The organism is Streptomyces sp. NBC_01017 (assembly GCF_045162795.1).
In the GTDB taxonomy this organism is placed as follows: Bacteria; Actinomycetota; Actinomycetes; order Streptomycetales; family Streptomycetaceae; genus Streptomyces; species Streptomyces machairae.
On sequence record NZ_CP108683.1, the window covers coordinates 1,738,620 to 1,763,764 of the forward strand.

22 protein-coding genes and 2 pseudogenes are annotated in these 25,145 nt (G+C 70.9%); 11 read left to right on the forward strand and 13 right to left on the reverse strand.

Annotated elements, in window-relative coordinates:
• The first annotated feature begins 18 nt into the window (after positions 1–18).
• Positions 19–384 carry a nuclear transport factor 2 family protein gene (locus OG331_RS08245; protein ID WP_406193498.1) on the forward strand — a complete coding sequence of 122 codons (366 nt, stop codon included), beginning with the start codon at positions 19–21 and terminating at the stop codon, positions 382–384.
• Between the two features lie 233 nt (positions 385–617).
• Here the strand turns inward: OG331_RS08245 and OG331_RS08250 are convergent, their stop codons facing one another.
• Positions 618–1,625, reverse strand: a complete 1,008-nt coding sequence (locus OG331_RS08250) for a CU044_5270 family protein (RefSeq protein ID WP_406193501.1) — start codon at positions 1,623–1,625, stop codon at positions 618–620.
• A complete protein-coding gene (locus OG331_RS08255) occupies positions 1,618–2,151 on the reverse strand; it encodes an RNA polymerase sigma factor (RefSeq protein ID WP_406193504.1) in 534 nt (177 codons plus the stop codon). Before OG331_RS08255 ends, OG331_RS08250 begins: the two co-directional genes overlap by 8 nt.
• A gap of 105 nt (positions 2,152–2,256) precedes the next feature.
• On the opposite strand from OG331_RS08255, the gene ctaD reads away from it, so the two are divergent.
• Both ctaD and OG331_RS08265 read left to right on the forward strand, forming a co-directional pair.
• Positions 2,257–3,885: a cytochrome c oxidase subunit I gene (ctaD, locus tag OG331_RS08260; protein ID WP_406193507.1), complete on the forward strand. Its 1,629-nt coding sequence runs from the start codon at positions 2,257–2,259 to the stop codon at positions 3,883–3,885.
• On the forward strand, positions 3,882–4,205 hold the full coding sequence (locus OG331_RS08265; protein WP_406193510.1) for a hypothetical protein: 324 nt from the start codon (positions 3,882–3,884) through the stop codon (positions 4,203–4,205). The genes ctaD and OG331_RS08265 overlap by 4 nt, the downstream gene beginning before the upstream one ends.
• Positions 4,206–4,212: 7 nt before the next feature.
• Here OG331_RS08265 and OG331_RS08270 read toward each other — a convergent pair whose 3' ends face one another.
• Positions 4,213–6,174, reverse strand: coding sequence for an RICIN domain-containing protein (locus tag OG331_RS08270; protein ID WP_406193513.1), 1,962 nt, complete (start codon positions 6,172–6,174; stop codon positions 4,213–4,215).
• A gap of 200 nt (positions 6,175–6,374) precedes the next feature.
• Between OG331_RS08270 and OG331_RS08275 the strand changes: the two genes are divergently transcribed.
• Positions 6,375–7,589, forward strand: coding sequence for a glycosyltransferase (locus OG331_RS08275; RefSeq protein WP_406209840.1), 1,215 nt, complete (start codon positions 6,375–6,377; stop codon positions 7,587–7,589).
• A 78-nt stretch (positions 7,590–7,667) separates the two neighbouring features.
• Here OG331_RS08275 and OG331_RS08280 read toward each other — a convergent pair whose 3' ends face one another.
• The 5 genes from OG331_RS08280 to OG331_RS08300 form a co-directional block, all read right to left on the reverse strand.
• The gene (locus tag OG331_RS08280) at positions 7,668–8,330 is read right to left on the reverse strand and encodes a TetR/AcrR family transcriptional regulator (RefSeq protein WP_406193516.1); all 663 of its coding nucleotides are present in this window, start codon (positions 8,328–8,330) and stop codon (positions 7,668–7,670) included.
• Positions 8,331–8,399: 69 nt separating this feature from the next.
• On the reverse strand, positions 8,400–9,599 hold the full coding sequence (locus tag OG331_RS08285; protein ID WP_406193519.1) for a glycosyltransferase: 1,200 nt from the start codon (positions 9,597–9,599) through the stop codon (positions 8,400–8,402).
• Positions 9,596–10,384 (reverse strand): MerR family transcriptional regulator, encoded by a 789-nt coding sequence (locus tag OG331_RS08290; RefSeq protein WP_406193522.1) that lies wholly within the window; start codon positions 10,382–10,384, stop codon positions 9,596–9,598. Before OG331_RS08290 ends, OG331_RS08285 begins: the two co-directional genes overlap by 4 nt.
• A 62-nt stretch (positions 10,385–10,446) precedes the next feature.
• Positions 10,447–12,306, reverse strand: coding sequence for a cellulase family glycosylhydrolase (locus OG331_RS08295; protein ID WP_406193525.1), 1,860 nt, complete (start codon positions 12,304–12,306; stop codon positions 10,447–10,449).
• Between the two features lie 78 nt (positions 12,307–12,384).
• Positions 12,385–14,355 carry a GTP-binding protein gene (locus tag OG331_RS08300; protein WP_406193528.1) on the reverse strand — a complete coding sequence of 657 codons (1,971 nt, stop codon included), beginning with the start codon at positions 14,353–14,355 and terminating at the stop codon, positions 12,385–12,387.
• 273 nt (positions 14,356–14,628) lie between these two features.
• Between OG331_RS08300 and OG331_RS08305 the strand changes: the two genes are divergently transcribed.
• The 5 genes and pseudogenes from OG331_RS08305 (at position 14,629) to OG331_RS08325 (ending at position 17,801) form a co-directional block, all read left to right on the forward strand.
• Positions 14,629–15,099: a (2Fe-2S)-binding protein gene (locus tag OG331_RS08305; RefSeq protein ID WP_406193531.1), complete on the forward strand. Its 471-nt coding sequence runs from the start codon at positions 14,629–14,631 to the stop codon at positions 15,097–15,099.
• Positions 15,096–15,587 (forward strand): annotated as a pseudogene (locus tag OG331_RS08310) (xanthine dehydrogenase family protein molybdopterin-binding subunit); the annotation flags it as partial. The gene OG331_RS08305 and the pseudogene OG331_RS08310, both read left to right, overlap by 4 nt.
• Positions 15,577–16,080 (forward strand): annotated as a pseudogene (locus OG331_RS08315) (VWA domain-containing protein); the annotation flags it as partial. The pseudogenes OG331_RS08310 and OG331_RS08315, both read left to right, overlap by 11 nt.
• Positions 16,073–17,173, forward strand: coding sequence for an XdhC family protein (locus OG331_RS08320; protein ID WP_406193534.1), 1,101 nt, complete (start codon positions 16,073–16,075; stop codon positions 17,171–17,173). The pseudogene OG331_RS08315 and the gene OG331_RS08320, both read left to right, overlap by 8 nt.
• Positions 17,174–17,192: 19 nt before the next feature.
• Positions 17,193–17,801, forward strand: coding sequence for an SRPBCC family protein (locus OG331_RS08325; protein WP_406193536.1), 609 nt, complete (start codon positions 17,193–17,195; stop codon positions 17,799–17,801).
• A gap of 269 nt (positions 17,802–18,070) precedes the next feature.
• Here the strand turns inward: OG331_RS08325 and OG331_RS08330 are convergent, their stop codons facing one another.
• Positions 18,071–18,571 (reverse strand): metallophosphoesterase family protein, encoded by a 501-nt coding sequence (locus tag OG331_RS08330; RefSeq protein ID WP_406193538.1) that lies wholly within the window; start codon positions 18,569–18,571, stop codon positions 18,071–18,073.
• A gap of 158 nt (positions 18,572–18,729) precedes the next feature.
• Here OG331_RS08330 and OG331_RS08335 point away from each other — a divergent pair, with 158 nt between their 5' ends.
• Positions 18,730–20,664 carry a glycosyltransferase family 2 protein gene (locus OG331_RS08335; protein WP_406193540.1) on the forward strand — a complete coding sequence of 645 codons (1,935 nt, stop codon included), beginning with the start codon at positions 18,730–18,732 and terminating at the stop codon, positions 20,662–20,664.
• A gap of 4 nt (positions 20,665–20,668) precedes the next feature.
• Positions 20,669–21,283, forward strand: a complete 615-nt coding sequence (gene rfbC / locus OG331_RS08340; protein ID WP_406193542.1) for a dTDP-4-dehydrorhamnose 3,5-epimerase — start codon at positions 20,669–20,671, stop codon at positions 21,281–21,283.
• Positions 21,284–21,355: 72 nt separating this feature from the next.
• Here rfbC and OG331_RS08345 read toward each other — a convergent pair whose 3' ends face one another.
• Genes OG331_RS08345 through OG331_RS08360 form a run of 4 tightly spaced genes read right to left on the reverse strand, consistent with a single transcriptional unit; the run spans position 21,356 to position 25,078 of the window.
• Positions 21,356–22,159, reverse strand: a complete 804-nt coding sequence (locus tag OG331_RS08345) for a class I SAM-dependent methyltransferase (RefSeq protein ID WP_406193544.1) — start codon at positions 22,157–22,159, stop codon at positions 21,356–21,358.
• On the reverse strand, positions 22,156–23,028 hold the full coding sequence (gene rfbD, locus OG331_RS08350) for a dTDP-4-dehydrorhamnose reductase (RefSeq protein ID WP_406193546.1): 873 nt from the start codon (positions 23,026–23,028) through the stop codon (positions 22,156–22,158). Before rfbD ends, OG331_RS08345 begins: the two co-directional genes overlap by 4 nt.
• A complete protein-coding gene (rfbB, locus tag OG331_RS08355; RefSeq protein WP_406193548.1) occupies positions 23,025–24,014 on the reverse strand; it encodes a dTDP-glucose 4,6-dehydratase in 990 nt (329 codons plus the stop codon). Before rfbB ends, rfbD begins: the two co-directional genes overlap by 4 nt.
• Complete coding sequence (locus tag OG331_RS08360) at positions 24,011–25,078, reverse strand: glucose-1-phosphate thymidylyltransferase (protein WP_406193550.1); 1,068 nt, start codon at positions 25,076–25,078, stop codon at positions 24,011–24,013. Before OG331_RS08360 ends, rfbB begins: the two co-directional genes overlap by 4 nt.
• Positions 25,079–25,145: the final 67 nt, after the last annotated feature.

Here is a 25,145-nt window from a genome sequence, read left to right on the forward strand (position 1 = left end):
GCCTCGGAGGAGGTCACCATGGGCACCGCTGCACGCCCGTCTTTCGACACCGAGACACTGCGCCGGGCCGTGGAAGGACAGAGCCCGGATTCGCTTCTGTCGCTGTACACGGACGACGCGGAGATACGCGTCGTGAACCGCAACGCCCAGCCCAGCCACCCGAAGGTGCTGCACGGCCACAACGAGATCGCCGACATGCTCACCGATGTCTACAGCCGCGACATGACGCACAAGCTGGAAGGCTGCGTGATCCAGGGCGACCGCGCTGCCTACAGCGAGTCCTGTGAGTACGCGGACGGTGTGCGCGTCATGTCCGAGTCGATGATCACGCTGCGCGACGGCAGGATCTCGCGGCAGATCATCATCGAGGCATGGGACGAGTAGGGAGGACGCTGCCGGAGGTCCAGGTCACGTCACGGCTGAGCTGGACCTTCTCGGCACGTGCCGCCGCGGGCCGGTCACGTCCGGTCCGGTCCGGGCGGCGATGGCCGGTGTCCGCGGCGGGCCGCCTGCTGTCCGCTGCTCTCGCGCGCACGGCGCTGCGAGCGGTGCGGCCTCGCCGGCTTCCTCCACCGCATCGTGCCGTCCGTGCCCGGCGTACCCGGCATCGGGCGTGATCAGCGCATCCAGGCGCTGTACGACATCACGTCGCCGGCCTTGACGCCGTACTCCGGTTCCGCCTTCGTGAAGGTCGTCTCAAGGCCGAGTACGGCGCCGGTGGCCGGGTCCATGATCAGCATCTCGCGGGTGCCGGGCCGGTCCAGGACGTAGGCCTGTCCGCGCCGTCCGAGCCGGTCCGTCACCTGGCCGAGGGGCTTGAGCCCCTCCGTGTCCGCGAGGAGTTGCGCGAGCGTCGCCGACTCGCGGGCGCCGAGTGTCCAGGTGCCGAGCAGCGACGCGACGGCGTCGAGGAGCTCGCCGCTGGTCAGCGCGGTCTTGCTGTACGCGGCCTCCTGCAGGTAGGCACGCAGGCCTGCGACGTCGGTGGGAGGCGGCGACTGCGGCGGGGCGTCGCTCCAACTGCGCGGGTACGTCTGCTTGCTGAGGACATGGCCGTCCTCGACCGGACGCGGCTCGCCGTCCTCGTCGGTCAGGGCCGGTCGGCCGGGGTGGCGCGGGTCCGTCGCCACGACGATCTCCGTGTGGCTGTCGTCGGCGTTCCATCGCACGATGCGCTCGACCGGGAGCGTGATGGGCGGCTTCTTGTCGCTCATGGCCAGGCTCCACGCCTGCACGTGCGTGCCCTTGCGCAGTTCGGGTGCGTTGTCCGCCGCCGCCCGCTCGGCACGCTCGGCCAGTTCCTTCAGCGGGACGGGCGAGGAGTCCGTCTGCACGACCAGGGGCCGCGGCGCGGCGACGGCGGGGGCCGTCGTCTGGCCGGTGAACAGCAACGCCGACACGAGCGCGGCGACGACGGCGGTGGCGGCGAGACCCCAGGCGAGCCGGGTGCGGCGGCGGGGGACGGTGGCGGTGGTGGTGGCGGTGGTGGTGGCGGCGGTGGCGCGTTCGTGCAGCAGCCGGTCGAGGTGGCGTTCCGCACGATGGTCCAGCGGGCCGTCGCCGAACTGGGGGCCGTCGACCGGTACCGGGTTGGCTCCGCGGAGCAGTTCGAGTTCGTCAGCCATGGCTTCGTTCCTTGGACACGGTCGTCGGGCTCATACGGTCGATCTCGGCTCTGAGCCGGCGCCGGGCCCGGTGCAGCCGCATGGCCGCGGCCCGACTGCCGCAGCCGAGTGCCACGGCGACCTCCTCGACGCCCAGTTCCTCCCACGCCGTCAGCCGCAGGACCTCCTGGTCGGCCGGGGACAGCCGGTGCAGCGCCTCGTGCACCCAGGCGCCCGGTGCCTCCGCGTCGAGGCCGTCCACGATGTGCCGGCCGTGCGCGGTCTCGTCGTTGCCCAGCCGGTCGACCAGTCGCCGCCGGCGCCCGTAGCCGCGTACCGCGTTCGCCAGGCAGTTGCGTGCCACGCCGTACAGCCAGGGCAGCGGTGCGGCCGGGAGGTCGTCCCGGCGCCGCCAGGCGACGGTGAAGACCTCCGCCACCACTTCCTCGACCTCACTCGTACGCCCGTCCAGTCGCCGCGCGACATAGCGGCTGACCGCCCAGTAGTGCTCGCGATAGGCAGCGGCGAAGATCTCGTCGTTGCTCATGTTCCGTTCGTGTCCGGCACCGGCCGGATCGTCACACCCGTTTCCGTGATTCTTGTCGCGTCCCCCGAGTGTGACGTGCGGGTGGGCCGCGGACACAGGCGGGGCGTGAAGAGGATCAGAAACGTCACAGGCACCAGGGTCGTCCAGTGGCTGACCACCACTGACCACAAGACGATCGGAACGCTCTATTTGGTCACTTCGTTCGCTTTCTTCTGCATCGGTGGCGTGATGGCGCTGTTCATGCGCGCCGAGCTCGCCCGGCCGGGTCTGCAGATCATGTCGAACGAGCAGTTCAATCAGGCGTTCACGATGCACGGCACGATCATGCTGCTGATGTTCGCGACGCCGCTGTTCGCCGGCTTCGCGAACTGGATCATGCCGCTGCAGATCGGCGCGCCGGACGTGGCGTTCCCGCGGCTGAACATGTTCGCCTACTGGCTGTACCTGTTCGGCTCGCTCATCGCGGTCGGCGGCTTCCTCACCCCGGACGGCGCCGCCGACTTCGGCTGGTTCGCCTACTCCCCGCTGTCGGACGCGGTCCGCAGCCCGGGTATCGGTGCCGACATGTGGATCACGGGTCTGGCCTTCTCCGGCTTCGGCACCATCCTCGGCTCGGTCAACTTCATCACCACGATCATCTGCATGCGCGCCCCGGGCATGACCATGTTCCGCATGCCGATCTTCGTGTGGAACGTGCTGCTGACCGCGGTGCTGGTCCTGCTCGCCTTCCCCGTCCTCGCGGCGGCGCTGTTCGCGCTGGAGGCGGACCGCAAGTTCGGAGCCCACATCTTCGACGCCGCCAACGGCGGGGCCTTGCTGTGGCAACACCTCTTCTGGTTCTTCGGCCATCCAGAGGTGTACATCATCGCCCTGCCATTCTTCGGAATCATTTCCGAAGTGATCCCGGTCTTCTCCCGTAAGCCGATGTTCGGCTACATGGGTCTGATCGCGGCGACCATCGCGATCGCGGGTCTGTCCGTGACGGTGTGGGCGCACCACATGTACGTCACCGGCGGTGTGCTGTTGCCGTTCTTCGCTTTCATGACGTTCCTCATCGCCGTCCCGACGGGCGTGAAGTTCTTCAACTGGATCGGAACGATGTGGAAGGGATCCTTGTCCTTCGAGACACCGATGCTCTGGGCGGTCGGCTTCCTGATCACCTTCACCTTCGGTGGTCTGACCGGTGTCATCCTGGCCTCACCGCCACTGGACTTCCACGTGTCCGACTCGTACTTCGTCGTCGCCCACTTCCACTACGTCGTCTTCGGCACGGTGGTGTTCGCGATGTTCTCCGGCTTCCACTTCTGGTGGCCGAAGATGACCGGCAAGATGCTCGACGAGCGCCTCGGCAAGATGACCTTCTGGACGCTGTTCATCGGCTTCCACGGCACCTTCCTGGTCCAGCACTGGCTGGGTGTGAACGGAATGCAGCGCCGCATTCCCGACTATCTGGCGGTGGAAGGGCTTACGGCGCTGAACAGCCTGTCGACCATTTTCTCGTTCGTGCTCGGCGCGTCGCTCCTGCCGTTCTTCTACAACATCTGGAAGACCGCGAAATACGGCGCGAAGGTCGACACCGACGACCCCTGGGGGTACGGCCGCTCGCTGGAGTGGGCGACGTCCTGCCCGCCGCCGCGGCACAACTTCGTCACGCTGCCGCGGATCCGATCCGAATCCCCGGCGTTCGACCTGCATCACGCGCCCGCGCCGGAGAGGGAGTTGACCACTCTGTGAGCGTCACGGACAAGTTCCTGAACGACGTCGAGGGGCATCTGCTGCTCGCCGCGACCCGCGATGAGGGCCGTACGGCCGCCGCCCGTTTCAGCGCGCCGCTGCACTGGCTGACGGACACCCAGCGGGACGAGGTGGAGCGGCGGTTCGAGGCGGAGTACCTCGCACTCGCCCGCGGCTCCTGGCAGCACACTGCGGCGCGTGCCGGGAGACTGCGGGACGAGTACGAGGCGAAGTACCGCGACCTGCGGCGCCGTCTGCTGGCCGGCTGGCTGCTGATCTGCGCCCTGGCATTCGGTGTACTCGTGGTGTGCCTCGCCTAGGTCGGCGCTAGCTCACCGTCCACTTCTGGTTGTCCTGGCCGTTGCAGCTCCAGAGCACCAGCTTGGTGCCGTTGGCCGTGGCCGCACCGTACGCGTCGAGGCAGAGCCCGGCGTTGACGTTGGTGATGGTGCCGTCGCTGTTGAGGTTCCACTTCTGGTTGCTCTGGCCGTTGCAGTCCCAGATGACGACCCGGGTGCCGTTGGTGGTGCCGAGGTTGTAGGCGTCGAGGCACTTGTTGCCGTAGACCACCAGCTCCTTGCGGGTGCTGTTGTACTGCCAGACCTGGTTCGGCCCGGCGGTGCAGTCCCACAGCTGGGCGTCGGTGCCGTTGACGATGGTGTTGTCGTCGATGTCCGCGCAGCGGCCGGACCCGGTCCCCGAGATCAGCATGCCGTTCCCGCCGGGCAGCGGCCGGACGACGATGCCGTCGAGGGTCGGGGCGCCGGAGAAGGAGAGGGTGTTGGCGCTGCCCTTGGCCAGGGAGACGTTGACGGAGACGTTGCCGGGAGCGGAGCCGGTCGGCGGGAAGGAGACCTTGGTCGGGGTCTGGCCGTTGACGGTGAGCGTGGCCGTGCGGGCCGTGGACGTGTTGTTGGTGTAGGAGACCTCGACCGTCTTCGGACCGGCGCTTCCCGCGACCACGTTGGAGAAGCTCGACGTGCCGCTGTAGGTGCTCGCGGACTGCTCCGTGCCACCGGTGACCGTGAGCATCACCGAGCCGCCGGCCGGGACGCCGGTGGTGTAACTCGTGCCGGTGGTGGCGAGGTTCTGCCGGGCCCACAGGTCACGGACGGTCGCGGCGGCGTTCGTCAGGCCGAGGTCGGACCAGCGGACGGTCATGTTCTGCGTGGTCGACGTGCGGTTGAGGAGGACGACGGCACGGTTGCCGCTGCCGGACAGGACCTTGCCGTACACCTGGAGACCGGAGGTGTCCTCGGCGACCTTGACGCCCTGCAGGCCGCGCGGGTCCTGGTCGACGGCGATGACCTCGGGGTTCTTGAGGATGCTCGCCGTCTCGGCGGTCATGGTGGTGAGGTCGAGGCCGGTGAGGAGCGGGGCGCCGGAGATCGCCCACAGGTTCATGTGGCTGCGGTTCTGGGCGGCGGTCAGGCCCGTCATGCCGACGACCATCATGTCGGGGTCGTTGTAGTAGCCGGTGTGCTGGGCCGTGGGGTGGATGTTCCGGTCGAACGCGGTCAGGACGTTGCCGTACGACGGCGTACCGCCGTGGAAGAAGATGTCCGTGTTCGTCCGCCACATCGGGCCCATGCCCGGGGCCCAGTTCCAGGGGTTGTCGTAGCCCCAGTTGCACAGGGAGAGGGCGAGCGGGCGGCCGGTGGTCGCGCTCGCCGCGGCGACGGCGTCACTGACCGCCTGGTAGGTCGTCCTCGGATCGAGGCCCTCGGCGTCGCCACCGCACCAGTCGACCTTGACGAAGTCGAAGCCCCACCGGGAGAACGCCAGCATGTCCTGCTCGTAGTGGCCCTCACTGCCCGAGCCGGGCGCGGCCGGGCGGCCGGTCGGGAAGTAGTAGCCGCAGCCGTCCTTGCCCGCGTCGGTGTAGATGCCGGCCTTGAGTCCCTTGCTGTGGATGTAGTCCGCGATGGCCTTCATGCCGCCCGGCCACTCCGCCTCGTCGACGGTGATGTTGCCGGCGCCGTCACGGGTGCCCTGCCACCAGCCCTCGTCGATGTTGATGTACTCGTAGCCGGCCTCGGGCAGACCCGCCGCCACGAACGCGTCGACCTGCTGCTTGATGACGTTGTGGTCGACCTTCGCGGCGAACGCGTTCCAGGACGCCCAGCCCATGGGGGCGGTGGGCACCGGTATCTGACGGGCCGTGGCCGCCCGGGCGGGCGCGGGCGCCGCGAACAGCAGGGCGGCGACGGCCGTGAGCACCAGGACGAGGGCGCGCACCGCGGTGGTTCTGCGGCGGCCGACGGGACTCATTCGGGGCGGGGGGTACATGCGGCTCCTTCGTGCGGGAGAGACTCAGCAAGTTCGATATTTCGAACGCAAGTCGGAACATCGAACATGTGGCGCTGAAAGTAGGGCCACGGGAGAGGGAAGTCAACGGATGGGGCAGACCTGAAGTCGCCCTTACGGAGGCACAGTTGGCGCCATGGGCGGCCCGTACCGCCATACTGGCCGTTGTGCGCGTAGCGATCATGACGGCGGGATCCCGGGGCGACGTCGCCCCCTACACCGGACTCGGGCACGCCCTGTCCCGGGCCGGACACGAGGTCACCCTGGTCACGCACGGCTGCTTCGAGCGGCTGGTTGCCGGGTCGGGTGTGCGCTTCCATCCGATGCCGGTGGATCCACGGGCCGAGCTGGAGTCGGAGCGGGGGCGGAGCCTGCACCGCAGTGGGACCGGGCTGGGCAAGCTCGTGCGGGTGGTCCGGATGGCGCGGGCGCTGGCCGGAGAGATGACGGACGACATGCTCGCCGCCGCGCGGACCAGCGACCTCCTGCTCCTGGCGGGCTCCACCGCACCGCTGGGGCACGCCATCGCCGAGGGCCTGTCACTCCCGGCCATCGACCTCCCCCTGCAACCGCTCGCCCCGACGCGTGAGTTCGGGCCGCCGATGCTCGGGGGCGGCTCCTGGGGAGCCGTCGGAAACCGGGTCGCCGGACACGGCGTGAACCTCGCCATCCACCGGGTCTTCTCGGCGGCCGTACCGGACGTCCGGGAACGCCTGGGGCTGTCGCGCGGCAAGCCCCGCACCGCCGCGCGCCCGGACCGCACGCTCCACGGCTACAGCCCCCTGGTGGTGCCCCGCCCGCGCGACTGGCAGCCGCACCTGGAAGTGACGGGTTACTGGTGGCCGTACGACGGCGAGGCTCAACTCCCGCCCGCACTGAGGGAGTTCCTGGACTCGGGTCCGCCGCCGGTGTTCGTGGGCCTGGGCAGCGCGACCGTGCCCGATCCGGCGGCGCTGAGCACCGAGGTCGTACGCGCTCTGCGCCGGGCCGGGCTGCGCACGCTGATCCAGCGGGGCTGGGGTGGCCTGGAAGCCGCCGGGGACGACGTACTGACCATCGACGAGGTGCCGCACTCCGCGCTGTTCCCGCGGATGGCCGCCGTGATCCACCACTGCGGTGCGGGCACGACGGGCGCCGGTCTGCGTGCCGGAGTGCCGGCCGTGCCGGTGCCGATCCAGTTCGACGAGGGCTTCTGGGCCTCGCGTCTGGTCGCGCTCGGCGTGGCGCCCCGGGCCGTGCCGCTACGGAAGTTGACGGCCGAGGCGCTGACGACGGCCGTACGGGAGGCGACCGGCGACCCGTCGTACGGCCGGCGCGCCAAGGCCCTGGCCGAGGGTCTGCGCGCCGAGGACGGTACGGCCGCGGTCGTCGACGCGGTGAACCGGCTCGGGGCATGAGCCGCCGAAGGCTCGGGGCGTGAGGCTCAGGCGGGCACCCGTCACCCGGCCTTGAGTCGCCGCCCCCCAGGGCCGGTCTCAGGGACCTGCGAGCCGCGGATCCGCCGGCTGCAGAATGCCCAGCAGGATACGGACGAGTTCGTCGACAACCTCGTCGAGGGTCGCGTCCACCCACCCGGCGCTCCAGTCGTGCAGCAGCCCGTTGACGCTGCCGATGAAGGCGGTCACGGCGAGGCGGTAGTCGCGCGGGGCCGCCTCCCCGCGGGCCACGGCGGACGCCACCTCGACGCAGACGAGGTCGACCCAGCGGGCACGGCGGGCGAGGCGCTGTTCCTCCAGGCGGGCACTGACGCCGACGATCTCGACGAAGGTGATGCGGATGCGGCGCGGGTCGGAGGTGACGTTCGCGGCGTACTCGCGGAAGATCGCGGTGGCGCGCTCGGCCAGCGGCAGGTCCTTCGCGCCGGTCACCGCCGCCAGGACGGCCTCCTCCGCCCAGGCGTTGACCTCTAGGTGAAGGGCCGTCAGAACGTCCTCAAGAGCGCGGAACTCCTCGTAGAACTGGCGGGTCGACAGGCCGGCGGCCTCGCTCAGTGCCGCCACGGTGGTGCCCCGGTAGCCGGGGCTGTCGCCGAAGAGCTGGAGCGACGCGTCCAGGAAGCGTCGCCGTCGTTCCGCCTTTCGCTCCTCGGCCGACTTGCCGCCGTATCGACCGGTGGGCGCCTTGAGCCTGCCCGCCACGCTGTCCTCCCACCGCCTCGCCTACCCGACGATCAATTTTGTCGTGTACGCAGTCGTGTAGAGAAGGGCTCAGCCCAAAGCTTTGAGCACCGCCCCCACACCGTCCTCGGTCGCCATGTGCCGCGCGGCGACCGCGGCGGCACGGGCGTACGTCTGCTGCCGCACGACCCGGCCGAGGGCGCCGGCGAGCCGTTCGGCGGTGAGGGACGTGAAGGGGACCGGGTCGGTGGCCGCGCCGATCGCGGCGAGCCGTGCCGCCCAGAACGGCTGGTCCGCCGTGACCGGCACCGGAATCGAGGGCGCTCCGGCACGCAGTGCGGCCGCCGCTGTGCCCGCCCCGGCATGGTGGACCACCGCGGCCACCCTCGGGAACAGCAGCGCGTGCGGTATGTCGCCGATGGTCAGGACGTCGTCGCCGGCGGCGGCGAGTCCGGCGCTGCCCGCCTGGAGGATGCCGCGCAGCCCGGCGCGGCGCAGCGCCTGGACGGCGAGCTCGCTGAGCCGCTCGCCGTGGCCGGCCGCCATGCTGCCGAAGCCGATGAACACCGGGCGGGGGCCGGCCGCGAGGAAGTCCTCCACCTCGGCCGGCAGCCGACGGTCCGGTGCGACGTACGGCCACCAGGTGCCGACGACGTCGAGTCCGGGACGCCAGTCGGAAGGGCGTGGCACCAGCGCCGTGCTGAAGCCGTGCAGGACGGGCCGGTTCGCGCGATCCTGTCGGCGGCGCACCTCGCTCGGCCCCAGGGGAGGCAGGTCGAGGCGGCGGCGAAGCCCGGTCACGGCTTCGGCGTAGACGCGGTCGGCCATGCGCAGCGCGAAGCGTCCGGCGATGCGGTTGCCGAGGCGGCCGAGCTGGCGGGTTCCCATGACGTTGGGTGGGAAGTCGCCGGTCGGGGCGGTGGGTTGGAGGTAGGCGGCGATCGTCGGGATGCTCATGGCCTCGGCCACGTGCTTGCCGAGCGGTGCCGTGGTGGTGGACAGGAGGAGCAGGTCCGTGTCCGGGTCCACGGCGTCGGCGAAGCCGTGTCCGAGTTCGGTGACGAACGCGGCGGCCGTCCGCATCAGTTCGCGTCGGCCCTGGACAGCGCCTTGGGCCTGCGGGCGGCTGGGCAGGCTCCGGAACCCCAGGCCTGCCTCCCGTACCAGCGGTGCGAACGCGTCGGTCGTGGCGAGCGTGACGTCGTGGCCCGCCTCGCGCAGGCCTGCCCCCAGCCCGGTGTACGGCGCGACGTCGCCGCGTGATCCGGCGGCGGCGATCAGGATCCTCATCCGTCCTCCTCACGGTCGGCCCGGCGGCCCGCGTTCGCGTGGACGGCCTTGCAGAGATAGGCGGCGAGTCCGGGCCGCTGCTGCGAGGGCGGTACGACGAGCGCGAAGGCGCGCGGATCGGCGGCGAAGTCGTCCGCGATGCGCCGGTGCATGTCGGGCGGACACGTGGTGAACCAGCGGGCGATGTGCAGCCGGTGCTCCTCGGCGAGGTCCAGGGCCCGCTCGCCGTCGGCGGGTTCGCCCTCGTCGAAGGCCGCGAGCAACTCGCCACGCCAGGCGGCGGCCTCCCCCATGAGCTGCCGCCAGTCGTCCTTGGTGTGGGCGGCGGCGCGCGCCATCGACTCCCGCTGTCCCGCCGAGCCCTGCCATTTGAGCTGGGCCTCGGTGGCGTAACTGAGGTCGAAGCCGATCTCGCCGAAGACCTCGAAGCGTTCGGCGGGGGTCAGCTCCACGCCCGTCCGCTGGACCTCGATGGCCTGCTCGGCGACCTCGGCCAGCCGCTGGAGCCGGCCGATCTCGTCGCTCAACTGCCGCAGCCGGGCCTGGAGATGCTCCAGGGCGTTCGCCTGCGGGTCCTTGAGGATCTCGGCGATCTCGTCGAGGGAGAAGCCGAGTTCTCGGTAGAAGAGGATCTGCTGGAGCCGGGCCAGGTCGGTGTCGCCGTACAGCCGGTAACCGGCGCCGCTGCGTTCACCGGGCGAGAGCAGTCCCGCCCGGTCGTAGTGGTGCAGCGTGCGCACGGTCACCCCGGCGAAGGCCGCTACCTGCCCCACGGAGTAGCTCATTCACCTGCCCTTTCGTCGGAATACAGCCTGCGGCCTGACGTAAGGGGAGGGTCAACCGGGTGCTATCCGGCGGTCCGCGCGGCCCATGCGGAGAGCTCGGACCGTGCGGCGTTCAGCACAGTGGTCGAGGGGCTGTTCGCCCCGTTCGTCACCAGCGCGTAGTGCAGGACGCCGGAGTCCGAGTCGGTGAGCAGCAGGCGCCGGCTGCCGGTGCCGCCCGGTTCCGCGGCCACGCCGATCGGGGTGGCCGAGGTGTACGACGGCGGTGCGTATGCGGTGCCCAGGTCGGAGACCACTGTGGTGGACCCGGTCGGGAAGGATGCCGGGAGGTGCAGTTCGGTCGGTGCCGTGCCGGTGTGGGAGCGCCACACCAGCAGCCCGTACTGTCCCGATCCCACCAGCTGTGCCACGTTCGGCAGTGAGCTGGGCACCGGGTTCCAGGTCAGGGTGGTGTCGCCGTCGCGGGAGCGGTCCTCGTAGGTGAAGGCGACGGTTGTGCCGGACGTCGCGCTCGGGTAGATCCGGTCGAGCAGCCGGCCGTCCTGGCGGAGCACGGGCGTACCCGAGTCGTCGAGGCGTACGGCGGACAGGTCCTCGTCGTTCCAGGCGTCCCCGGTGGTGAAGGCCTTGTCGGGGTTGGCGTTCATCAGCTCGTGGTGGCGTCCGTTGTAGATGTCCCACTGCCATTGCGAACCGGAGAGCACAGGGCCGGAGCCGGCCGGGTTCGACCACCAACTCGCGCCCGGGACACGGGAGTCGAGGGCCTGGTACATCGCCTTGAGCACGGTCGGCGCCTTGTCGGAGACGGAGCCCGCCAGCGGGTGGCCGAACTCGCTGATGATCGCGGGCGTGCGGGTGGCCGAGGCGCGGTCGCGGACGGTCCCGAAGTCACCGGCGTACTGGCCGTCCTTTGCCTTGCCCCACATGAAGATGCCGGAGATGGCCTTCTGGTCGTAGAAGTGGGTGTTGAACACGTACCGCGGTCCGAGTGTGCCCGTGTCGAGCAGGCCGCCCTCCTGCTTCTGGAAGTCGATGTTGGCGTTCCAGAAGAGGTTCGGCTCGGCGAACAGCGGCTTGTCCTGCCAGCCGGCCGCGTCCATGCGGGCCCGGAACTTCTCGTAGAACGGCCACAGGACGTCCCGTTCCCAGGTGCGGCTGGTCTGGCCGGAGTCATGGACGCCCGCATGCGGCTCGTTGTACGGGTCGAAGCCGACGACGCCTGCGAACTCGGCGGCGGAGACGTTCTGTTCGATGTGGGCCATGGTCTTCTGGGCGGTGGCCAGGAAGGCGTCCTGGAGTCCGTACCGGTTGTGCCAGAAGTCGTACGACGCCTGCTTCACGGCCTCGTTCTGGGTGATGTTCTGCCCCCAGAAGAGGCAGATGCCGCAGGACTCGTCCGGATAGTTCCCGGCGTCCACGGCCCACTTGGGGGCGCCGTCGCCCGTGTACCAGCTGTCGGGGTCGAACAGGTACCGGGAGTAGAGGTCCTGGTGGAAGTCGGGGTAGACGCGGATGCCGGCGTCGAGGAAGGCGCGCATCTGGGCGGTGGCGGCGGCCAGATACATGGTGTCGACCTGGCCGCGTACGGGTTCCGCGTAGGCCCAGGACAGCAGGAAGCGGATCGAGTTGCCGCCGCCGAGGGCGCGCAGCGCGGTCGCGGACTTCCTCGCGTCCGCGACCGAGGCGAAGGGCAGGCCGTTGTTCTCGGCCAGCTTCGTCTCGCCGGAGACGTTGTAGCCGCGCAGCACCACCTCGCGGCCGTGGCCGTCCGTGAAGCGGCCGTTCTGGACGGTGAGGGGTGTTTCGTCGAACCAGAGGGAGCCGGGAAGGGTGGCGGCGGTGGCGGGAGCGGGGCCCGCCACCGTCAGGGATCCGAAGAGGACAACCAGGACAACGAGCAGACGCGTCCGGATGTTCGGCATGTCCACTACAGTCCGGTGATATCACGACACAGTCAACACCCCTGACTCTGGAGTAAGTTCTGCCCCTGCCCTCACTTCTCAACCGCCGACCCGGCGCGTCAGGTTCAGCAGGTACTCCTTCCGGTTCAGCGGGTTGAGATCGGTGCGCCGACGTTCCGGGAGCGTGCCGCGCGCGGCGGGTGCGTAGTGGTCGAAGGCGCTCTCCAGCTCGCCCTCGCCGCGCGTCAGGCCGGGCAGGTGCTGCTCCAGCTCGTGCACGTGAGCCGCGGGCACCGATCCCTCCAGGACGCAGGAGGCGCCGCGTGTCTCCGTTGTCTGCGGCACCGCGCGCAGCCTGGCGAACACCGGCAGCAGAGCCGCCAGGGTGTCGGTCGGGGCCTCGATGCGGAAGCGGTGCATCGGCTCGTGGACCTCGGTGCCCGCCCGGCGCAGGGCCTCGATCAGGACCAGCGGCGTGAGGCCACGGAAGTCGTAGCCGGTGCTGGACATGCTCTTGTCGAAGCCCTGGTGGGCGTGGCTCTGCCGGGGCGAGTAGCCGGAATGGGTCATGGTGACCGCGCAGTCGGGGATCTGCCAGCCGTGCAGGCCCTGGCCGAGGGTCTCGCGGACGGTGTCCTCGACGGCCTTGAAGAAGGCGTACGGCATGGAGCCGAGCTCCACCTCCAGCCGGAAGGCCACGCCGGATCCGACCGGGGCGGGGTCCACGCGCAGGCCGACCGTGGCGAGGAAGGGGTTGTCGTCCTTCTTGTTGAACTCGACCGCCGCGCCCGGGCCGACCGGCCGCTCGACGCACAGCGGCGTCGTCCGGCGGAAGGTGACGTCGAGGCCGAACTCCTCGGCGAGCGTGACCTGGATGACCTCCTTCTGCACCTCGCCGTAGAGGGAGACGAAGGTCTCCTGCCGTACCTCGTCGTGGCGCAGATCGATGAGCGGGTCCTGTTCGGCGAGCAGGGTGAGCGCGCGGTGCAGGGCCCGCCGGTCCGTGTCACCGGCCGGGACGACGACCGTTTCGAGGGTGGGCGGGGCGAAGAAGTGCCCGTACGCCTTGCGGGGTTCGCCGATGACGTCGCCGATCCTGATGTCGGCCAGCCCCCACAGCTTGGCGATCCGGCCGGCCGGCACCGAGTCGTCCCGGACGTCGGTGCCGTCGTCGAACACGCTGATCGCGGTGACCCGGCCCTCGCCGCCCGCCTCGTCGACGCGGATCCGGTCGCGGGTGCGCAGGGTGCCGGAGAACAGCCGCGCATAGGCGACCTTCTCCCCCGCCGGCCCCCGCTCGACCTTGAAGACGGTGCCCGAGACCGGCCCGTCCGGGTCGCCGTCGGCGGCGGGCAGCAGCCGCTTGATCCCGTCGATGAGGCTGCCGACCCCGGCGCCCGTGATCGCGGAGCCGAAGTACACCGGGTGGACGAGGGCCTGCCGGGTCTGCTCGGCGAGGGCGGCACCGAGGCGGTCGTACGAGACGGTGTCCTCGACGTACGCCGTCAGCAACGCGTCGTCGTGGCCGGAGAGGACGTCGAGCGCCGACGCGTCGAGGCCGGGGAGGAAGCGGGCCTCACGGGTGCCGAGGGCGTCGGTCGCCCCCATCGGCACGACGGCCGCGGTCAGCCGCTCGGAGACGGCCCGCAGGACGGCGTCGTGACGCGCACCGCGTCGGTCGATCTTGTTGACGAAGACGAGGGTGGGGATGCGCAGCCGCTGCAGGGTGCGCATCAGGACGCGGGTCTGCGGCTGGACGCCCTCGACGGCGGAGACGACCAGCACGGCGCCGTCCAGGACGCCGAGCACCCGCTCCACCTCGGCGATGAAGTCCGGGTGGCCGGGGGTGTCGATGAGGTTGACCGTGACGTCGTCGAGCGCGAAGGAGACGACGGCGGACTTGATGGTGATCCCGCGCTGCCGCTCCAGCGCGAGGGAATCGGTCCGGGTGTTCCCGGCGTCGACGCTGCCGATCTCGTCGATCACGCCCGCCGTGTGCAGCAGGCGTTCGGTCAGGCTGGTCTTACCGGCGTCGACATGGGCGAGGATCCCGAGGTTGAGCAAATGCACGAAGCGTCATGTCCTTCGATGAGGGGGTCGTTCCTTCCTGGGGGGACATGAACGCAGTGCGCATTGGGGCTCCTCTGTGCGTGACGACGGGTCCCGTCCACGTGACGACGGGTTACGTGCAGTGCAGCAGGATCGGCCCCGCACCGGCAATGGATTAACGCTCAACGAACGCTGCCGCAGCACTCGCCGTGACACCGCAGCCGCCATAGAGTGACGTACATCACGCCCGGCCGATGTTTCCCCTCTCATCTCCACTCGGCCTCTGGAGGGCACATGACTCACATCTCGGTGAAGGTGGACGGCGCGACGTACGAGGACGATGTGGAGCCCCGCCTCCTCCTGATCCACTACCTGCGCGACCGTCTCGGTCTGACCGGCACCCCGATCGGGTGTGACACCTCGAACTGCGGGACCTGCACGGTCGAGCTGGACGGCACGGCCGTCAAGAGCTGCACCGTGCTCGCCGTCCAGGCGGACGGGAGCGAGGTGACCACCGTCCAGGGGCTCGCCCACGACGGCGAGTGGACGGCGCTGCAGCGGACGTTCCACGAGCGGCACGCGCTGCAGTGCGGCTACTGCACCCCGGGGATGATCATGGCGGCCCGCGATCTGCTGCGCGAGCACCCGCACCCCACGCCGGACGAGGTGCGCCACGGCCTGGAGGGCAACATCTGCCGCTGCACCGGCTACCAGAACATCGTCCGGGCGGTCCTGGACGCCTCCGAGGAGGAGGTCACGGCATGAGCGAGACCGTCGAACGCGAGGTCGGCCGCGCCCGGTACCGCAAGGAGGACGCCCATCTGATCACCGGGCAGACCAACTGGACCGACAACATCAGCGTCACCGGACTGCTGCACATCGCGATCCTGCGCAGCCCGATGGCCCACGCCCGCATCGACCGCGTCGACGTCTCGGCGGCCCTCGAACGCCCCGGCGTCATCGCCGCGTTCAGTGGACGCGACGTCGCGCAGGAGATGGGCTCGCTGCCGTGCGCCTGGCCGGTCGCCGAGGACACCGTGGTGCCGGACCATCCCCCGGTCGCCGTCGACGAGGTGCGCTACGCCGGCGACCCGGTGGCCGTGGTGGTGGCCCGCGACCGGTACACGGCCGCCGACGCGCTGGAGGCCATCGAGGTCGACTACACCCCGCTGCCCGCCGCCCTGGACATCGAGGGCGCGCTGACGGACGGCGCGCCCCTGGTCCACTCCGACAAGGGCACCGAGCGGCTCCATGTCGCCGTACGCGGACGCGCTCCTGCGCTTCGCCCACGCGGCCGCCCGAGGCAGCCGTACGGAGGTGTTCACGATCGGCACCCGGCTGACCCGGGTGACCCGGGAGCTGGCGCACCGGGACCCCGACCTGGCGATGGCGGCGGTCGCGGCGGCGGTGCCCGACTGGCGCGGGGGTACCCGGCTGGGTGAGCTGCTGCGGGCGTTCCTGGACCGCTGGGGGCAGCGCGGCATGGCGCGCGGTGCGATCGTGGTCTTGCTGTCCGACGGCTGGGAGCGTGGTGATCCGGAGCTGCTCGCGGCCCAGATGCGCCGCCTGCACCGGCTGGCGCACCGGGTGATCTGGGCCAATCCGCGCAAGGCACGGCCGGGTTACGCGCCCCTGGCGGCCGGGATGGCGGCGGCCCTGCCGAGCGTGGACGCGTTCGTCGAGGGGCACAGCCTGGCCGCCCTGGAGCGGTTGGCTGCGGTGGTGAGAGGAGCGGACGATGCGTGAGATTCTCCCGGTGATCAGTCCCTGGTACGCGGCCCGGGTGCCCTTCGGACTCGCCACCGTGGTCGCCACGAGCCGCAGCGCCCCGCGCGAACCCGGGGCCGCCATGGCGGTGGGCCCCGACGACGAGGTCGTGGGCAGCGTGTCCGGCGGCTGCGTCGAGGGGGCCGTCTTCGAACTCGCGCAGGAAGTGGTGGCGAGCGGCGAGGCCCGGCTGGAGACCTTCGGCTACAGCGACGAGGACGCCTTCGAGGTCGGGCTCACCTGCGGCGGCGAGATCACCCTGCTGGTACGTCCCGTCACGGCCGCCTCGGACCCGGCCTTCGGCGAGGTCGCGGAGACGGTCGCGGCGGGGCGTCCGGTCACGGTGGCGACGGTGACCGACGGGCCCGCGCCGCGCGGGGCGACCCTCGCCGTGTGGCCGGACCGCGTCGCGGGCACGCTCGGCGCGCCCGGCCTGGACGTGGCCGTCACCGCCGACGCGCGCGGCGAACTCGCCCTCGGCGCCACGGGCCTCAGGCACTACGGCCCGCACGGCGAGCGCCGCGAGGACGCGGTCTCCGTCTTCCTGCACTCCTTCGCGCCGCCGCCGCGGATGCTCGTGTTCGGCGCGATCGACTACGCGGCCTCGGTCGCGCGCATCGGCGACTTCCTCGGCTACCGGGTCACGGTGTGCGATGCCCGCCCGGTCTTCGCCACCCCGAAGCGCTTTCCGGCGGGCGTCGAGGTGGTCGTGGACTGGCCGCACCGCTATCTGAGCGGCACCGGCACCGACGAACGCACGGTGATCTGCGTGCTCACCCACGACCCGAAGTTCGACGTCCCGCTGCTGGAGGAGGCGCTGCGCCGCCCGGCGGCGTACATCGGGGCGATGGGCAGCCGCCGCACCCACGACGACCGGATCAAGCGGCTGACCGAAGCCGGCCTCGGCGAGGCCGAGTTGGCCCGGCTGCGCTCCCCCGTCGGGCTGGATCTCGGGGCCCGTACGCCCGAGGAGGTCGCCGTGTCCGTCGCCGCCGAGATCGTCGCCCTGCGGTGGGGCGGAACGGGAGCCCCGCTGACGGCCACGGCGGGCGCGATCCATCCATCGTCGTAGCACCCGGTTGGAGGAAGTCATGGAGCTGCACCACGAGTTCACCGTCCCCGTCCCGGTCGGCGAGGCCTGGCGCACGCTCCTCGACATCGAGCGCATCGCGCCCTGCATGCCCGGGGCGAGCGTCGAGGAGTACGACGGGAAGACCGTGACCGGTGCGGTGAAGGTCAAGGTCGGCCCGATCACCGTGGCCTACAGGGGCACCGCGGTCTTCGAGGAGCAGGACGAGACGGCGTATCGCATGGTGCTGATCGCGAGCGGCCGCGAGACGCGCGGGCAGGGCACCGCACGGGCCACGATGACCGGCACGCTCAGCGAGCGCGACGACGGTACGGCCGTGTCGGTGGACACCGACCTCACCGTGACGGGGCGGCCCGCGCAGTTCGGACGCGGGGTGATGGCCGAGGTGGGCGACCGGCTGGTCGGGCAGTTCGCGACGTGTCTGTCGGAGCGGCTGACCGAGCCGGCGCACAGTGCGCCGGTTGCCGAGGATGAGGTTGAACAGCCGCTCGACCTGATCCGCACGGCCGCGGTGCCGGTGGCGAAACGGGCGGGGGCGGCCGTGGCGGCGGTCGGGGTGCTGCTGGTCCTGGTGCGCCTGTTGCGCAGGCGGCGGGCGGGTCGCAGGTGATCTCAGGCGTCGATCGACGCGCGGGCGGCCCCAAATCAGGGGTGTAACGCGGATGCGAAGGGGTAGGGGGCGACACAAGGAGGCCTACGGGCCCCCGAACAACGCCTCGGAGCGGGAAGGAGGTCCATGACAGCGCATCGCAGCGCCCGGGCCGCTTCCCTGCACACGGAGCGGCCCGGATCTTTTTGAGCTCAGCTCCTTTTGAACTCGGCTCCTTTTGAGCTCGGCCCTCCGAGTTCAGCCCTTTCTGAGTTCAGCCCTTTCCCAGCTCAGCGCGGCGGCAGCCGGTGCAGCTCCACTTCCCCCAGCCCGCCCTCGGTCACGGTCGCCGTCATGTAGGTGCAGTGGGGCTGGCGGCGGCGGTCCGTCGGTGAGCCCGGGTTGAGCAGACGCAGACCGGTGGGCGCGGTGGTGTCCCAGGGGATGTGGCTGTGGCCGAAGACCAGGACGTCGAGGTCGGGGAACCTGGCCGCGCAGCGCGCCTCACGGCCCTGGGCGGGCCCGGTCTCGTGGACCACGCCGAAGCGCAGGCCGCCGAGATCGACGTACGCCACCTCGGGGAGCCGGGCGCGCAGGTCCGGTCCGTCGTTGTTGCCGTGGACGCCGATGAGTCGGGCGCTGCGGCTCTCCAGCAGGTCGAGCGTGGCCGAATCGACCCAGTCCCCGGCGTGGAACACGACGTCGGCGCGCGGGAGTTCGGCGAGTAGCGGTTCGGGCAGCGCCTTGGCGCGTTTGGGCAGGTGGGTGTCGGACATCAGCAGCAGGCGCACGCCCTCAGGCTACCGGCGCGGACGATCTTCGGGCCGGTTCTCGGCGCGAGGGCGCCACGGTTGAGCGGTGGACAAACCCGGTGTCAGGGTTAGCATTTGGCCACGAGCGCCGTAATTCGACGCAAACGCCCAGCGACCCCTAGGGGGCTCGGAGACCGATGCCGGTCAAGGTCAGCGTGGTCGTCCCCGTGTACAACCCGGGGGTTTATGTCGAGGACTGCATCGAGTCGCTGCTGCGGCAGTCGCTGCCTCCGGACGAGTACGAAGTGATCTTCGTCGACGACGGTTCCACCGACGACACACCGGCCCGGCTCGACGTGCTGGCCGCCGCGGAGTCCCGGGTGACCGTCGTTCACCAGGTGAACTCCGGCTGGTCCGGCAAGCCCCGCAACGTCGGCATCGCCGCCGCCCGGGGCGAGTACGTGATGTTCGTGGACAACGACGACTACCTCGGTGACGAGGCCCTGGAGCGGATGTACGACTACGGCGTGGCCCACGGCGCCGATGTCGTGGTCGGCAAGATGGCGGGCAAGGGCCGCGGGGTGCCGGTGGAGCTGTTCCGCCGCAACCACCCGCGTGCCACCGTCGAGAACGCGCCGCTGATCGACAGCCTCACCCCGCACAAGATGTTCCGCCGGGCCTTCCTCGACGACATCGGCCTGCGCTTCCCCGAGGGGAGGCGGCGGCTGGAGGACCACGTCTTCGTCACCGAGGCGTATCTGCGCGCGTCCAACGTCTCGGTGCTCAGCGACTACGTCTGCTACTACCACGTCCGCCGGGACGACGCCTCGAACGCCGGCTTCCAGCGCTTCGACCCGGGCGGCTACTTCAAGAACCTCCGCGAGGCCCTGGACGTCGTCGAGCAGTACACCGAACCTGGGCCGCTGCGGGACCGGCTGTTCCGGCGCTGGCTGCGGGTGGAGATGGTCGAGCGGATGCGCGCCCGGCGGCTGCTCGCCCTGCCGGCGGACTATCGCCGGGACCTGTTCGAGGAGATCCACCAGGTCGTCGTGGAGCGCTTCGGTCCCGGTGTCGCGGCCGGACTGCAGCCGACGCAGCAGGTCGTCGCCGCGCTGATCGCCGCGGGTCGGTACGACGACGTCGAGGCCTTCGCCGAGTGGGAGGCCGGCATCGCCCTCACGGCCGTCCCCGAGCGCGTGGCGTGGGAGGACGGCACACTGCGGGTCGCCTTCACCGCGGAGTACGCGTCCGCCGGTGAGCCGATGACCTTCGCCGCGAGTACGGCTCGTACCCCTCTCGACGGCCCGCCCGAGGACCTGGCGGCGGCTGTCGCCTGGGTGGGCGCCGACACCGTCGCCCGCTTCGAGGGGGCCACCGCGGACCTGCTGGTGCGCGAGCGCGCCAGCGCCGCCCAGTACTTCCAGCCGGTCGAGTTCACCCGGGAGGAGGTGCCGGCCGGCGACGACGGCCGGGTCCGGCTGCTCCTGCGCGCGACCGCCACCGTGGACCCCGCCGGCCTCACCCGCGACGGCCTGTGGGACGCCCTCGTCCGCGTCAAGCTGGGCGGCTGGACCAAGGAATGCCGTCTGGGCCCCGCCCCGCGGGGGAACCGCCCCACGCCGTACGCCGCCGTGACCGGCGGCCACGTGGTCCTGCCGTACTGGACGTCACCGCACACCCATCTCGCCCTCGACGTCGACCGCGCGACCCACCGCGTCGGCCTGGGCGCCCTCACCCCGGCCGAGATCACTCTCTCGGGCGCCCGCCTGCACGCACGGCTCCCCCTGCACGTCCCCGACGACGGCACCGAAGTGACGCTCCGGCTCACCGCGTCCGGAACCGCCCACGACGTCCCGGCCACGCTGTCCCCGCAAGGGTCCGCGGCGCTGCTGGAGGCCGTGCTGCCGCTCGGCGAGCTGAGCGGGGCGACTTGGCGGGCAGCGCTCGGCGTGCCGGGGTCACGCTTCCTGCCGCTTCCCTTCGCCCTGCGCTCCGGGGTCGGCGGCGTGCGCGTCGTGCAGGCGCCGACGCCCAGTGCGCTAGGGCGTCTCGCCCGCAGGGCACGACGCAGGCTCGGTACGGCCCTGGGGCGCACGACGGCCCGGCTGCGGGCCCTGGCCACGAGGAGGTGAGGACATGCGATCGCTCGGCATCGAAGGCGCCTGGGCGCTGGAGCCCAAGGTCTTCCCGGACGACCGGGGCAGTTTCCACGAGTGGTACCGAGGCCCGGAGTTCCGCGAGGCGACCGGCCACGACCTGTCGCTGGCCCAGGCCAACTGCTCGGTCTCCCGCAGGGGCGTACTGCGGGGCGTGCACTTCTCGGACGTGCCGCCCGGTCAGGCCAAGTACGTCACCTGTGTGCGCGGCGCCATCCTCGACGTGGTCGTCGACATCCGCGTCGGCTCCCCCACGTTCGGCCGCTGGGAGGCCCTGCGCCTCGACGACGACAGCCGACACGCCCTGTTCCTCGCGGAGGGCCTCGGTCACGCCTTCATGGCACTCACCGACGACGCCACGGTGGTCTACCTGTGCTCGACCGGCTACGCGCCCGAGCGCGAACACGGGCTGAACCCGCTCGACCCGGACCTGGCCATCGCCTGGCCCGAGGACATCCCACCCGTACTGTCCCCCAAGGACGCGCAGGCACCGTCCCTGGCACGGGCGCGAGAGGCGGACCTGCTCCCGTCGTACGAGGACTGCACCGCCCACTACGCCCGGCTACGCACTGGGGTCGGTTCGGCAACGCCCTGAGGGGCGCGGGGAACCGCGCGACCAGCCACGACGAGCCCGCAGACGTGCGCCTGCAGAACCCGGCACCACCGCTCAACCGCCGGCGGCGACCCCCGCAATCGCAAGCCGCAACGGCACCCACGCCCGCCCACGCCGCACACCGAGCCTGCGGGCCCGCGCCAGCGACCGCCAGAAACCCGCCCCGAGCAGCGCCTCCGGAGCCACCGCCGACGCCCGGTCCAGGATGGCCTCGGGCACCTTCTGCGGATCGGGCACCTCGTACTCGGCGACGATCTCGTCGTACCGGTCCCGCAGCACCGTGTTCCGGGGATCGGCCCCGAAGACGACGAGCTGCCCGGTGGGCTGGGTGTCGACCAGAACGGTCACCAGATCGGGCCGGTACCGGCCGAGAATCTCGGCGATCTTGTACACGTCGCCGGTCCACGCCCCGGTGTGCCGGTCGCGTGCCGCCTCGTCGACGTTGCGCGGCAGCATGTCGTCGAAGACGATCACGCTGGTCCAGTCGGAGTGCCGCTCGATGTTCATGAAGTCCCGCAGCGCGTACTCGAACAGGTGCATGCCGTCGATGAACGACAGGTCGAGGACGGTACGCCGCCAGTACCCGAACGGCTTGCGACCGCGTCGCAGGTTCCGCACCGGATGACGGCCGCCCCTGAGGTGGACGAGCGGGTTGTCGCGGGCGAAGAAGTCGTCGCTGGTGGCCTTGACCAGGTGGACGTCGCAGCGGATCTCCGTGACGACCTTGAAGGCGGGGTCGACGGCGATGGTGGGCACGCGGGACAGCCGGAGGCTGCGGCCGTCGTTGACGCCGATCTCCAGGTAGTTGCGGTTGCCGCTGACCTTGTGCAGTTCCCGCAGGAACTCATGGCGTTTCACGAAGGGGTCTCCTTGCGGATCCGGGGCAGTGCTTCGTGCAGGGCGGTGCGCCAGTCGCGTGCTCGCGCGAGGCCGAGCCGCTGCCGGCGGCCGTGCGCGAGGACGCTGTACGCGGGGCGGGGCGCGGGCCGGGCGAAGGCCTCGCTGGTGACGGGCCGCACCCGGTCGGGGTCGGCGCCGAGGAGCCGGAACACCTCGCGGGCCAGGTCGTACCAGGACGCCTCGCCGGAGTTGGTGGCGTGCAGGACGCCGGTCATGTCACGGCCGACCCGCGGGCCGAGGTCGGCGATCGTCGCGGCGACGTCGGCGCTCCACGTCGGCTGGCCGCGCTGGTCGTCCACGACGTCCACGGTGTCCCGGCGGGCTTCGAGTTCCGTCATCGTCCGCACGAAACTGCGGCCGTGGACGCCGTAGAGCCACGCGGCGCGCACGACGGCGCTCGCGTCCGGGAGTTCGTCCAGTACGGCCCGCTCACCTGCCAGTTTGGTACGACCGTAGGCGGTGCGGGGGTCGGGCGCGGCATCCTCGGCGTAGGGGGTGCGGGCGTCTCCGGCGAAGACGTAGTCGGTGGAGACCTGGATCAGGCGGGCCTCGTACGCGACGCAGGCCCGGGCGAGGATGCGTGGGCCGTCGCCGTTGACGCGCAGGGCGCTCTCCTCGTCCTGTTCGGCGTCGTCGACGGCCGTGTACGCGGCGCAGTTGACGACCACGTCGGGGTGGTGTGCGGCGAGGGCACGGTCGACGGCGTCGGGGGCGGTGATGTCGAGGGCAGGGCGGTCGAGGCCGGTCACCTGCTCGTCGCGGGTGCGCAGTTCCTCGACCAGGTCGCGGCCGAGCATGCCGCCCGCTCCGGTGACCAGCCACCTCATCCGTGCTCCTCGCCGACGCGGCGCTTGAGGGGTTCCCACCAGGCGCGGTGGTCGCGGTACCAGGCGACGGTGCCGGCGAGGCCCGACGCGAAGTCGTGGCGGGGCCGGTAGCCGAGTTCGGTGCGGGCCTTGGTCCAGTCGACGGAGTAGCGCAGGTCGTGGCCCTTGCGGTCCTCGACGTGCTCCACCCGGTCCCAGTCGGCGCCGCAGGCCTCCAGGAGCAGGGCGGTGAGGTCCTTGTTGCTCAACTCGGTGCCGCCGCCGATGTTGTAGACCTCGCCGGGGCGGCCCTTGGTGCGGACGAGTTCGACGCCGTCGCAGTGGTCGTCGACGTGCAGCCAGTCGCGGACGTTGAGGCCCTCGCCGTACAGGGGTACCCGCTCGCCGTCGAGGAGGTTGGTGATGAAGAGCGGGACGACCTTCTCCGGGAACTGGTGCGGGCCGTAGTTGTTCGAGCAGCGGGTGACGCGGACGTCCAGGCCGTGAGTGCGGTGACAGGCGAGCGCGAACAGGTCGGAGGAGGCCTTGGAGGCGGAGTACGGCGAGCTGGGCCGCAGCAGGTCCTCCTCCGTGGCGGAACCCGTCGCCAGCGAGCCGTAGACCTCGTCCGTCGAAACGTGCACGAAGGGTGCGACGGCGTAGCGCAGGGCCGCGTCCAGCAGGGTCTGGGTGCCGACCACGTTGGTGAGGACGAAGTCGCCGGCGCCGGTGATCGAGCGGTCCACATGGGACTCGGCGGCGAAGTGCACGACCTGGTCGGCCTCGGCCATCAGCTTGTCGACCAGTTCGGCGTCCCGGATGTCGCCCTGCACGAACTCCAGCCGGGGGTGGTCGAGTTCGAGGTTGTCCAGGGTGCCGGCGTAGGTCAGCTTGTCCAGCACCGTGATCCGCGGCGCCTCGGGCGCGTCCGGTGCGTCGCGGGCGAGCAGGGTGCGGACGTAGGTCGAGCCGATGAAGCCGGCGGCGCCGGTGACGAGAAGGTTCATGTGTGGATCTGCACCTTGCTGTGGTCTCCGAGGACGAGTCGGTGGGCGCTGGGGACGCTGGGCGCGGGGGTGACCTCGACGTGCCGGCCGATGAGCGACGACTCGATCCGGCCCACTCCCTGGATCGAGGAGTCCCGCAGCACGATGGAGAACTCCAACTCGCTGTCGTTGATACGGCAGTTCTGTGCGATGGAGGTGAAGGGGCCGACGTAGGAGTCCTCGACGACGGTGCCGGCGCCGACGACGGCGGGGCCGACGATGCGCGAGTTGACGATGCGTGCCCCCTCCTCGACGACCACGCGTCCGACGGTCTCCGAGGCGTCGTCGACCTCGCCGTCGATGCGCCGCGTGAGGCCCTCCAGGACGGTCCGGTTCACCTCCAGCATGTCGGCGACGTTCCCGGTGTCCTTCCAGTAGCCCTTGATGACCGTGCAGCGCACGTCGGCGCGGGCGTCGATCAGATGCTGGATGGCGTGGGTGATCTCCAACTCGCCGCGCCAGGACGGTGTGATGGCGCGGACCGCGTCGTGGATCAGCGGGGTGAAGAGATAGACGCCGACCAGGGCGAGGTCGCTCTTGGGGTGCTCGGGTTTCTCCTCCAGGCCGACGACCTGGCCCGTGTCGTCGAGTTCGGCGACGCCGAAGGCGCGCGGGTCCTGGACGCGGGTGAGCAGGATCTGGGCGTCGGGGCGGTTGGTGCGGAACTCGTCGACGAGGCCGGCGATTCCGCCGACGATGAAGTTGTCGCCGAGGTACATCACGAAGTCGTCGTCGCCCAGGTAGTCACGGGCGATGAGCACGGCGTGGGCCAGTCCCAGGGGCCGTTCCTGGGGAATGTAGGTGATCTCCAGACCGAACTTGGAACCGTCGCCGACGGCGTCCTGGATCTCCGGGGCGGTGTCACCGACGATCACACCGACCTCGGTGATCCCGGCCGCGGCGATGGATTCCAGCCCGTAGAAGAGCACGGCCTTGTTCGCCACCGGCACGAGCTGTTTGGCCGAAGTGTGCGTGATCGGCCTCAGGCGCGTACCGGCGCCACCGGACAGCACGAGAGCCTTCATCGGTTCACCTTAGCCCCGATTCGGCCAATTTGACGGTGTCGGGATTGGCTCGCGCGCCACTTCCATG

Excerpts from the sequence above, each read along its gene's own strand:
- OG331_RS08245 (WP_406193498.1), top strand. The coding sequence starts at position 19 with ATGGGCACCGCTGCACGCCCGTCTTTCGACACCGAGACACTGCGCCGG.
- OG331_RS08295 (WP_406193525.1), bottom strand. The coding sequence starts at position 12,306 with ATGCCGAACATCCGGACGCGTCTGCTCGTTGTCCTGGTTGTCCTCTTC.
- OG331_RS08335 (WP_406193540.1), top strand. The coding sequence starts at position 18,730 with ATGCCGGTCAAGGTCAGCGTGGTCGTCCCCGTGTACAACCCGGGGGTT.
- OG331_RS08360 (WP_406193550.1), bottom strand. The coding sequence starts at position 25,078 with ATGAAGGCTCTCGTGCTGTCCGGTGGCGCCGGTACGCGCCTGAGGCCG.
- OG331_RS08290 (WP_406193522.1), bottom strand. The coding sequence starts at position 10,384 with ATGAGCTACTCCGTGGGGCAGGTAGCGGCCTTCGCCGGGGTGACCGTG.
- OG331_RS08305 (WP_406193531.1), top strand. The coding sequence starts at position 14,629 with ATGACTCACATCTCGGTGAAGGTGGACGGCGCGACGTACGAGGACGAT.
- rfbB (WP_406193548.1), bottom strand. The coding sequence starts at position 24,014 with ATGAACCTTCTCGTCACCGGCGCCGCCGGCTTCATCGGCTCGACCTAC.
- OG331_RS08285 (WP_406193519.1), bottom strand. The coding sequence starts at position 9,599 with ATGAGGATCCTGATCGCCGCCGCCGGATCACGCGGCGACGTCGCGCCG.
- OG331_RS08250 (WP_406193501.1), bottom strand. The coding sequence starts at position 1,625 with ATGGCTGACGAACTCGAACTGCTCCGCGGAGCCAACCCGGTACCGGTC.
- OG331_RS08270 (WP_406193513.1), bottom strand. The coding sequence starts at position 6,174 with ATGTACCCCCCGCCCCGAATGAGTCCCGTCGGCCGCCGCAGAACCACC.
- rfbC (WP_406193542.1), top strand. The coding sequence starts at position 20,669 with ATGCGATCGCTCGGCATCGAAGGCGCCTGGGCGCTGGAGCCCAAGGTC.
- OG331_RS08320 (WP_406193534.1), top strand. The coding sequence starts at position 16,073 with ATGCGTGAGATTCTCCCGGTGATCAGTCCCTGGTACGCGGCCCGGGTG.
- OG331_RS08325 (WP_406193536.1), top strand. The coding sequence starts at position 17,193 with ATGGAGCTGCACCACGAGTTCACCGTCCCCGTCCCGGTCGGCGAGGCC.
- OG331_RS08255 (WP_406193504.1), bottom strand. The coding sequence starts at position 2,151 with ATGAGCAACGACGAGATCTTCGCCGCTGCCTATCGCGAGCACTACTGG.
- rfbD (WP_406193546.1), bottom strand. The coding sequence starts at position 23,028 with ATGAGGTGGCTGGTCACCGGAGCGGGCGGCATGCTCGGCCGCGACCTG.
- OG331_RS08275 (WP_406209840.1), top strand. The coding sequence starts at position 6,375 with ATGACGGCGGGATCCCGGGGCGACGTCGCCCCCTACACCGGACTCGGG.